Here is a 9,731-nt window from a genome sequence, read left to right as displayed (position 1 = left end):
GCTTATGCTCGGATGCGGTTGTGAAGACATATAAAGAAGGCAAAGTGGGAGTCACGGTCGGTTGCAGCGGCAGCAGGACATATGCCAAAATCGCAGATGAAGAAATGATTATGGGAATTCCTATAGAACATCTGGCTGATGTAGCTACTGGCCTTAAGGCAATTTGCCCGAAGTAACTTTCAAAAAGGGTATTTTTCAGCTTGTAGAGTTCCTCCGAAATAACGAACTCCACTAACTTGAGAATAACCTGATGTACTTGCTTGTTCGTTTCATCATCTTGAAGTTGAGAGATAGGTTTTCTATAAAACCTATCTCTCCTTCAAAAAAAGAATTACTTCAAAAAGAATTGCTTCAAAAAGAATTGCTTCAAAAAGAATTGCTTCAAAAAGAATCACTTCATATACAGTTCTTTTCATGAAATTTTGTTTTAATAATATATGAAAAGGTTATCAAAAAATACGTTTTTGTGAATATTGAGTTACTAAAAATTAAAAGTTTAATCTTCATCCTGAAATTTATAAAATAGATAAAATTATGTAAGTCTTTTTATTATTTACTCTCAAAAGATACAAGGTACACACCATCTGCTCTTTTTTGCCCTTTTACCAGCTCGCAATGCCTCAGGAGAGCAAACTGGTTCTCGGTTTCAAGAATAGATATTTGGAATTTTTTTGCAATTTCTTCCTTTTTTACCCCACCACTGGAGACGATAAATTCATAGATGGCTTTTTGCAGTTCAGTTAAGCCTTCCGTACCTTCAAGCCCGGCTTCCTTCCTGAAGAATTTCTTGGAATAAGCTGCCCAGGGATCACAGGCCTGAATCTTATGGTGAGCTTCTATAAAACAATCTTCACAGAAAAACTTGCCTTCCTCTTCTATGCAATCTTCTTTTTCCAATTCACACCCACAAATGTGGCATTTGACAGGATTAGTTATCTCGTCGGTCAATATTTCACCTCAGTTCTTAAACATCCAATTCATCCAGAATTTTAAGGACTACCACAGATCCATATGCTACTGCAGGCCCACCAGCCATTACTATGGCAGTACTGACAGCCTCCATAATTTCCTCACGAGTTGCTCCCAAACGTACAGCTTCAGGAACATGCTTCCATAAACAGTATTCGCAACGCAGGGATACTGCGATCGCAACCATCATGAGTTCTTTCATTCTAGCACTTAATACCCCATCCTTAACAACTTCAGAATGGAGACCAGAGAGCGCATTCATTACTCCGGGAAGTTGGCCGGCCATAACTTTTAGCTTTTCGTCCATGTCGATTTTTTCTGTCATGTTTTCACTTCCTGAACGAATATTTTCTGCCAAGTCCTCACTTTTTAAACAAATATGTTTTTAGAATAAGTTAAGAATCAAAAAGTACAATACATATTTCGTCTCCTATTTGCCGCCATTTCACAAGCTCACAGTGCCTTAATATTGCAAGCTGGTTCTTTGTTTCCTGGGGTGTAAGCCCAAAAAGTGTAGAGATTTTTTCAGGCGTAACCGCCCCTTCCGTCTGTATAAATTCACAAAGATCTTTTTGAATGTCTGTTAGACCTTCTGTACCTTCCAGACCATGACTTTTTCGAAAGAGTTTTTTAGAACGTACGGCCATAGGGTCCGCAAACTTGATTCTCTGGTGTTCTTCCAGATAGCAGTCCTCACATATTGCCCTCCCGTTTTCTACAATATACTCATTTTCAGGAACTTCCTTCCCGCACACAGGACATACTATAAAGTAGGAAATACTTTGATCGAGTTCCCGGTTGCCAGATTTATTCGTTTTTACCAGGCCGTGAAACTCCAGATAACTAATGATTTCATATACTGTCGATCTGGATAATCCATATCTTGCTTTTGCCTTTTTTATAACGTCTCGAACATGGAATCCACAGTCTATATGGGCTTCTTTTATGCATTCAATTATCCAGATTTCTTCTTCATCAAGTACAAGTTTCATCGAGTTCTCCCGTCAGACAACAAAAAACGGGGTTTTGGACTTTTCATGAGGTTTTAGATTTCCCCTTATTACTATGGCGAATTTTTGAATTGTGTTTTTTCCAATTAATCTGTTTCTCTATAATGATGAAAGTAATAACATATTAAGTTATCGATATTTATATATAGTATACTTTTTTCTTACAAGATAAGAAAATTAAATATAAGAAATTATAGACATGAAATTCTTGTTTTAATATGTTTTATATCCTAATCTTGGCTCCAAATTTTAAGTAAATGATATAGTACTGTATGCCGTGTGTAAATTATGTTAAATTATTAAGGCTTATAATACAGATTTTAGTGTAATCAAAACATATGAATCAAAACTTAATCCTGCTTACATAACGCAAAGGCGAAATGTATGGGGCTTTAGTGTTTGGAAAATCCCGGATAATAAAATGCAGCGCTCTTTGTGAAGATAATAGAAGTTATTTTCTTCAAATACAGTAAGTCTGTTTCTCTAATAGAGTAAGGGACTTAAATAGATCAGGCATTCAAAAAAAAACTTCACAAATGTGATATGCTTGGATATAAAGAACACAAGACAGATATTGAAAATCACTACCTTTTCAAATACCTTAAACTCCGTTTTAAACGGGTATATAACGCAAGTAGAAAGATTCTTAATTTTATAATATTTTAAATTTGGATACAAAGTATTATAAAGCTTTAAATTCGGCTTCGGATTTTTATTTAATAATATAAAAATAAGTATGTTTATATGTTAAAATTTCCCAGTGGGCTTCGATTACAAGTACCATGTAATCAAATTACACCTAATACGACAAAATATGAAAAGGAATTGGATAAATCAATTAATTTCCCATATTAAGTCTTTTAGAGTGGGTATTTAAAATCGAGTTTAATCTAAAATAAATAAGGAGAATAAACAATGCGAAAAACTATGTTAAAGACATTATGTGTTTTCACGTTAGTCTTTTTTGTCCTGTCAATGACAGGAGCAGCATGTAATAACAGCTGTAAAACGAAAACCGATGCAAGAAACGATACATTTACATGTAACTGTAAATCCAAGTCTTGTTGCTTTAATGTACTGAGTAATGACAAAGGATGCAACCTTAAGGTCGTAAAAACAGGACGTTTTACTACAGCAAAGGGTGGTAAGGTCTGTATGCAGAGTAATGGTAAATTCTGCTACACAAAACCAGCAAGTTGCAAAAACTCTTGCACTGACAGTTTCAAATACTGTGTAAAAGGTAAGGATGGAAAAACCGACTGTGCAACTGTTACAATTGCAGTTAAATGCTCTAGCTGTTCCAGCTGCACAACCTGCTGAAAGTACCCAAAAGTACTTGCTTCAGTAGGAATACTTTTGCAACCAAGCACATTAAAGGGAAAAGGAAGTATTAATCTTCCGGGATAAAATCCCAAACCCCTTTTAATGCTTTAACTTAATGATTTTACTTGAATTATAATTTAGAGGTAAGGAATTACCTGTTCAATTAACCTGTGTTTACGGTTCTTTACAATGTATTTTAAAATTATGCATAAAACAAGTTGATCTGAATTCCTCCGATTCCCCCAAAAGAAAATTAAATTGAAAGCAATACTATTTATGAAGAATAATTTAGTAGAATTTAACAAAATATTATAAAATAGAGCTATATTTTCAATTCTATGATTACAATATTAAGAAACTTCCCTTTACAGAGAAGCAATGAAATAGATAACAATCAATAAAAGTTTTTAGGTAGCTTCTGTCTATAGCTGGCCATATAGGTGAGATTCAGGTAGAAACTTCGAAGTGTTAGAATTAATATAAAATCATCCAGGATATAGCTATTTTTAACTTTGTTAAGCACCTTTACTTTCCTTCTTTATCGACTGTAAAAAACTAACTTTTCAAAAAGGTAAAGGAATGTAACTCGATATAACAACTAGTGCATCGATTCAAAAATTGATCCATGATCGAAAGAAGAATTTATTGATCAATGGATAGGTTTAGAATTTCAGTTTTATGAGTGTACTTAGGAATCGAAGCACTAGAGTTCTTCTGAATCCTATTCAAACCCTGCAATTACATCTTCTTTCTTTAAGGAGCCTGACCTGTTCTTCATAAGAGTCCACAAACTCGTCCTGAATGGTTTTTCCTGTAGCGAGGGCAGGATCGAGAGGAGTATGGTGTTTGTAACCTCGTTTTGTCATTTCCTCTACCAGGGCTTCATGCCTCAGATAAAGAGCTTTAAGCTTTCCTCTCCAGCGCATTGTTTCCGGATGGTGAGCATAGGCTTTCTTATTATTCGTGATTATAGACCAGAGAGCATGTAACTCACGGTGTTCCCCTAAAAGATGCTGCCTGCACATTTTCTCAGGAGGTATGTCCCAGATTCTCATAAGATGAATTTCTAGCACATCTAAGAAAGGGTTTTCGGAGATGAAAAAGAGTCTACTTAACGCAAAAATTAAGACCTATGTTCTGTGTCTGATTCTTTATTCTTATACATATTTACATGCTACATGAGAAGATATAGCCCATGAAACGTGGGATAGTCTGGTTTTCGGGAAATTTTCTACTGGTTGTTACATACTTTTTATCCGCTCCTGCGCTTGCCCACGTGCCAATTTTCGGAGGGGAAGGCAAAAATATTGAAACAGCAATCCAGATTGAAGACCCTTCGAAATCAAGGGTATTTTATGGGGAATTAGATTCCGGAGATTTTAGGTATTATGGTTTTAATGCGGAAAAAGGAGAGAGAATTGTACTCGGGCTCACTATTCCTGTTGAAGATGGAAACAAGGGTTTTACCCCGCACCTGATTCTTATAGGACCTGGACTTAAGGATGAAGGAAAAGTGCCCGATAAACTGGAAGTGCCTGAAGGATACGGTGCAAAAGTTCTTTCCTACAACCTGCCTGAGAGCCCTGTATATGAAGGATTTACCCCAAGCGCCTTTTACTCACCTGTTAAGCTCGATATCAAAGCTCCAGAAAGCAGAATGTATTATGCTGTAGTAGGAGCGGCACAGGAAACAGATTCGAGAGAAGGAGAAAATGTGATATATGAAAAAGGTTTGCAGGAAATCCCAAAGGAAGGAAATTATGGGCTAATTCTGGGGTACAGAGAAACTTTTACCTTGAAAGAATGGTTATCCATACCTCTGAGTCAGATAAAGATATATCATTGGGAGGGTCAAAGCCTGTTTTTGATCCTTACTCCACTTGCACTAACCTTTGCAGCCGGGCTTCTAGCAATTTTCTTAAAAAGGGAAACTGTAGCAGAGTACAGTCCGGCACGCATCTCAGGAATGCTTGCAGGCCTTTTTTTTCTGGGTACAGGAGTAACATATATTTTTCAGATGCTGATTTCGTTGAGTAAAAGTTCATATTCTTCAGAAATTGGCATTACTCTCATTTTAATTTTGCTAAGTATAGGACTTGGAATTATCGCAATAGCTTTAACCCTTAGAAATGAAAATTATGGTAAAAGATCAGCAAGAAAGCGACTTTACTTCTTTGGTTTGGGAATACTCGGGCTTTTATTCTGGGCAGGATGGTTTATAGGTCCTCTTCTGGCATTTGAAGCAGCATTGTTGCCCTGGAAGCTTAAAAGATAAAGTTTAAAGCCAAAAATAAGAAAATATTAGGAAAATATTAAAGAAAATATTAGATATAAATAAAATGTGTCTTGAAGAGATTCTGTTCCAAAATCCAGTGATTTTTGTATTTCTTGATTGAAAATCTGAATTCGAAAGAAGAATCCGGTTTTCATCAAGATCAATATTCGATATCTAAAGACTTCAACCCCAATGTCGTATCAAACGGATTGTGACCACTTACAAAATCCAGTGATTTTGAATTTTACATTCATCACTGGATTTTGGTACTGAGTCCTTGAAGACCTGAGAAGAAAATGGGTAATCACCTATTTTATCCTAGAAATATCACGCCAGGGTACAGTCTTGGTACAGCCTTGAGGCAAAGAATTGAAGACAAAGTAAGGATAGAAAAAGTAATATAAAAAACAAAAATTAAAGAAATAAGAATAAATTTTAAAATAAAATTGTTAAAGGAGCAAAAAATAATCAAAAAATAATATTATAAAAAGGAACAAAGTAACCTTATCTTAATTTGATATTCAGCCTTCTGAAAAAACTATGGCTGGTTAAGGTCTCTTTCACAGTGTTAACGCTGCTAAGGAGTTTATTAATTTATAATTTAGTGGTGTGTCGTAGCCTCACGAGTGTGATATGTGTCAGCTCTTGTAGCGAAATAAATCGCATAAAGCGCTGCAAGCCCAACAATTATGTACACAATTCTCGAAAGTGTACTTCCTACCCCGAAGATAGCATCCACAAGGTTATAGTCGAAAAGCCCTACAAGCCCCCAGTTTAATCCACCTATTATAACAAGTATAAGTGCAATTAAATCTACTGGATTTCTTACTGCCATATATATCACTCCATTTTTATTTTATTTTCCTATATTTTATAATAGGAAGAAATATAATAACCCCGATATTAAAATTAGATGTACTTGTATTTATATGTGACTATTATAAAAACTAGAGCCTTTTAGAGAAAAAAAATAGAAAACTAGAAATTAAATCTCACTATAGCCATGTCCTCGAGTTCAGGATTAAATAACCCATTCCTTTACGAAGGCTTACTGGTGAGTATCAGAACGTACCAAATAGCCCAAATACTAAATATATAGAGATTACGTAAAAAATTAAATTTATAAATACTTTACCGGCTTTATAGTCAGAAATAGCTTGATACTCATTTTCATATAGCTCAACGTACAATCTGTACTTTATTGATTTTCGATTCCAATTATCAATGAACACGCAAAATGATCCTACTAGCATAATAAAAAAGCTAGACTTTGTTGCTAAATTGACAACAGTCGGATAACTTTTTATTATTAAAAAAGTAAGTATAATGCCGTCAAGACCTACGAAATACTTATAATAATTATCTAGAGAAAAGTAGTGCCGATTCATGTTTTTACACCGTGTAAATTCATTTAATAAAAAGAAAACATCTAGATAAATATTAACTTAATGCTTCAATGCGAATTATGTTTACCTGCTGATTCGTAAGTTTGAAGGCCAGTCCATATAAAGAACTAGATCCGTTTTAAGCTCAAACCCTAGAAACATAAAAAGCACTTCAATCATCTGGGAAAAATGTAAATCTAAGTTTCAATAAATTTGCATACATACCGGCTAAAGTTAAAATTTTGACTGCAAAGTAAAACAAAAATTTGTATAAATTTTTTGAATAAAATTGAAAATTTCTACAGAACCGGATATTTTTCAATATACGATTTAATGTCGAACTTTCTTTTACTACCCTCATAACTCATGTATCTGATTTTTCCAAAAATTTCTCTTTCCTGCCAGGCACGGTCATGAACCCCTCCGATACTCCAGGCGATTCCAGCATATCCATTCGGGTCTCGTCCATCCAGTTCGTATTTATCGTTCAGATAGATTGCAGTCTCGAGGGCTTTTTCGGGAGATTCGCTCCATTCGAGAATCTTCTTTGCCCAGTACATCCGCATATAGCTGTGCATTTTTCCGCTTTTTAGGAGTTCTATCTGGCTGGCGTTCCAGAGAGGATCATATGTCCTTCCTGTTTCCAATTCTTCCAATGTAAAAATATGACTTCTTTGATCATGCCTATGAGAGTTAAGGGTTTTCTTTGCCCATTCAGGAAAGCCATCAAAACTATCATAAGAAGGATTATAATAGCAGAAATTATCGGCAAGCTCTTTACGCACAAGGAGCTCATCGAGAAATACTCTTTTTGATTCCATGTCAGCTTTTGTTTTTTCTACTTTGAGAGCTACCCTTTGAGCTGAGATCTGTCCAAAGTGCAGATAAGGAGAGAGATTGGATAAGGCATCTTTAGTTGGGTCATTTCGCAGAGTAGAGTAAGAGTCAAGCTTATTAGTGAGAAATTCATTCATAACTTTTCGTGCAGCTGTTTCTCCAGCTTCGAAAGGTACAAGGTCAGGTAAGAAACCTGCTTTTTCTTCAAGAAATTCCCCCGGAAAAAGAGATCCAGGTTTATTTTTTTGAAATTCTGAAAACATTTCTGATTTTTCGGAGTTTGCAGCGATTTCAGGAAATTCGGAATTTGCTTCAAGCTCAGGATACTCCGTAAGGAATTCAGGAAGGAGCTTTAAGAACTTAGGACGAAAAGTATGGGCAGCATATTCCTGCTTATTAGAAGCTTCCCAGCAGGGAACGACATTATGGGCATCAACCTCAAAGAAGGGTACATTAATGCCTGATGCGATTTTTTCTGTCCATACTCTCTTAATCCTAAGTGGACTAAAATCAGTAACAAGAATTCCAATTTCATATCTCTTAATAAAATCCGGAATTTCTTCTTCAGGGTCTCCTCGAAGGAAAAAAAATGGAATTTTTTTCCTTGCAAGAGTAGCTTCAACTTCTTGCAACCCTTTGAGCATAAACTCATATTGTCTTCTTATAGCTCCCAGAAATTTATCTACCAGACAAAAGACAACGAAAACAGGCACATCGGCTTCCAACGCTATTTTTCGGGCAAATAGAAGAGCCCAGTTGTCCTCAACCCTCTGATCACGGCTCATCCAGTAAGCAACCGGTCCTTTGCCTGGTTTCCCGGATAGAATGGTCCGAATACGTTTAGGGTTCATTAATGGTTTTTGGGATCCGGAATATATAGAGCTAACATAAGGATGACTCAGTTCCAAAATCTAGTGATGAAAGTAAGTGTAACATCACTATATAAATTTATAATTCTATAACTATGTAATGATGTTACGGCAAAAACAATGGTAATTATAAATCTTACTCTTAATAACTTATCGGAACTCCCTGCTCTCTCATACCTTTTTGATAGTTATAGCAATGATTACGAATATACCACAAGAGGAATTTTTCGTAGAAAAATTCCTCCAGCCTGCCCTATTTGCAGTGCTCCTATGGTTCATAACGGCTATAATCTATACATCAAAAAAGGTCTTGGAAAAATCAGCATTGGTCGATACAAATGCCAAAATTGTGGTAGTACAGACGAAGAAGATCATAGTTTTTGGGAAGGTCTGAAAACTTTACTTTTTGATTCATTTAATAATTTTTTCCAGGTGCTCAGATACCATAAAGTTTCTTATGATGGAATTTCTGATATAATGAGCTTCATATTTCCAAGATCAAGAAGCACTATTTTTAGAACATTCAACAAAGAAATGGAACAGGAAAATGTTCCAATTTTAGAAAATGTACATATGGTGCACTATGACGAACAGCATCCAAAAGAGGGACGTTGTCAGAAATACCGTTTAACATTACTGGATGCAAAAACTCAAAGAACAATAGCAGATGAACTTTTTGAGGATAAAAGTTCAGAAACCATCAAAACGTTTCTACGAAAAAATCTAGATACATCAGAACCTGTGTTTATTGTTACGGATTTTGATAAGAGATACCCAGATATTTTAAAGGAAGTTTTTGGGGATAAGTTAGTGCATCAATACTGTTTGATGCACTTAAACAAGCTTATAGTTAGCGATTTTCCGAAGAAAACAACAATTGAACAGGAACTATTAAAATACAGGTTATTGAATATATTTTACAATCGTGAAAATGAGATTAAATTCCTGGAAAAAATTCTATCTGAAGAACTTAACGTAATTATGAATGAAGAAAAGCATCAAGAATGGAGTATAAAGGCAAAAAAGGAATTTAACCGATTTAGATATAAATTGAAGCTAGAAA

At 35.2% G+C, this 9,731-nt stretch carries 10 protein-coding genes; 4 read left to right on the top strand and 6 right to left on the bottom strand.

Annotated elements, in window-relative coordinates; all coding sequences use genetic code 11:
• Window positions 1–176: DUF169 domain-containing protein (locus tag ASJ81_RS05700; RefSeq protein ID WP_212556034.1), on the top strand; the 176-nt coding region annotated here is incomplete at its 5' end.
• A 373-nt stretch (window positions 177–549) separates the two neighbouring features.
• Here ASJ81_RS05700 and ASJ81_RS05695 read toward each other — a convergent pair.
• From ASJ81_RS05695 to ASJ81_RS05685, 3 genes are all read right to left on the bottom strand, one after another.
• Window positions 550–948 (bottom strand): LIM domain-containing protein, encoded by a 399-nt coding sequence (locus tag ASJ81_RS05695; protein WP_095643643.1) that lies wholly within the window; start codon window positions 946–948, stop codon window positions 550–552.
• Between the two features lie 16 nt (window positions 949–964).
• Window positions 965–1,294 (bottom strand): carboxymuconolactone decarboxylase family protein, encoded by a 330-nt coding sequence (locus ASJ81_RS05690; RefSeq protein ID WP_095643644.1) that lies wholly within the window; start codon window positions 1,292–1,294, stop codon window positions 965–967.
• A gap of 70 nt (window positions 1,295–1,364) precedes the next feature.
• Window positions 1,365–1,961: a hypothetical protein gene (locus ASJ81_RS05685; protein WP_095643642.1), complete on the bottom strand. Its 597-nt coding sequence runs from the start codon at window positions 1,959–1,961 to the stop codon at window positions 1,365–1,367.
• A 933-nt stretch (window positions 1,962–2,894) separates the two neighbouring features.
• Here ASJ81_RS05685 and ASJ81_RS05680 point away from each other — a divergent pair.
• A complete protein-coding gene (locus tag ASJ81_RS05680) occupies window positions 2,895–3,299 on the top strand; it encodes an Ig-like domain-containing protein (RefSeq protein ID WP_095643641.1) in 405 nt (134 codons plus the stop codon).
• Between the two features lie 728 nt (window positions 3,300–4,027).
• Here ASJ81_RS05680 and ASJ81_RS05675 read toward each other — a convergent pair.
• Complete coding sequence (locus tag ASJ81_RS05675; RefSeq protein ID WP_095643640.1) at window positions 4,028–4,357, bottom strand: pyrimidine dimer DNA glycosylase/endonuclease V; 330 nt, start codon at window positions 4,355–4,357, stop codon at window positions 4,028–4,030.
• A gap of 140 nt (window positions 4,358–4,497) precedes the next feature.
• Here ASJ81_RS05675 and ASJ81_RS05670 point away from each other — a divergent pair, with 140 nt between their 5' ends.
• Complete coding sequence (locus ASJ81_RS05670) at window positions 4,498–5,577, top strand: hypothetical protein (RefSeq protein ID WP_095643639.1); 1,080 nt, start codon at window positions 4,498–4,500, stop codon at window positions 5,575–5,577.
• A 601-nt stretch (window positions 5,578–6,178) separates the two neighbouring features.
• Here the strand turns inward: ASJ81_RS05670 and ASJ81_RS05665 are convergent.
• Complete coding sequence (locus tag ASJ81_RS05665; RefSeq protein WP_095643638.1) at window positions 6,179–6,412, bottom strand: DUF378 domain-containing protein; 234 nt, start codon at window positions 6,410–6,412, stop codon at window positions 6,179–6,181.
• Window positions 6,413–7,261: 849 nt separating this feature from the next.
• Window positions 7,262–8,650: a deoxyribodipyrimidine photo-lyase gene (locus ASJ81_RS05655; RefSeq protein ID WP_095643636.1), complete on the bottom strand. Its 1,389-nt coding sequence runs from the start codon at window positions 8,648–8,650 to the stop codon at window positions 7,262–7,264.
• 138 nt (window positions 8,651–8,788) lie between these two features.
• On the opposite strand from ASJ81_RS05655, the gene ASJ81_RS05650 reads away from it, so the two are divergent.
• Window positions 8,789–9,731 (top strand): ISNCY family transposase (locus tag ASJ81_RS05650; RefSeq protein ID WP_095642727.1); only part of this gene is annotated, 943 nt, incomplete at its 3' end.

This window comes from Methanosarcina spelaei, assembly GCF_002287235.1.
In the GTDB taxonomy this organism is placed as follows: Archaea; Halobacteriota; Methanosarcinia; order Methanosarcinales; family Methanosarcinaceae; genus Methanosarcina; species Methanosarcina spelaei.
This window is presented reverse-complemented; position numbering and strand designations above follow the sequence as displayed.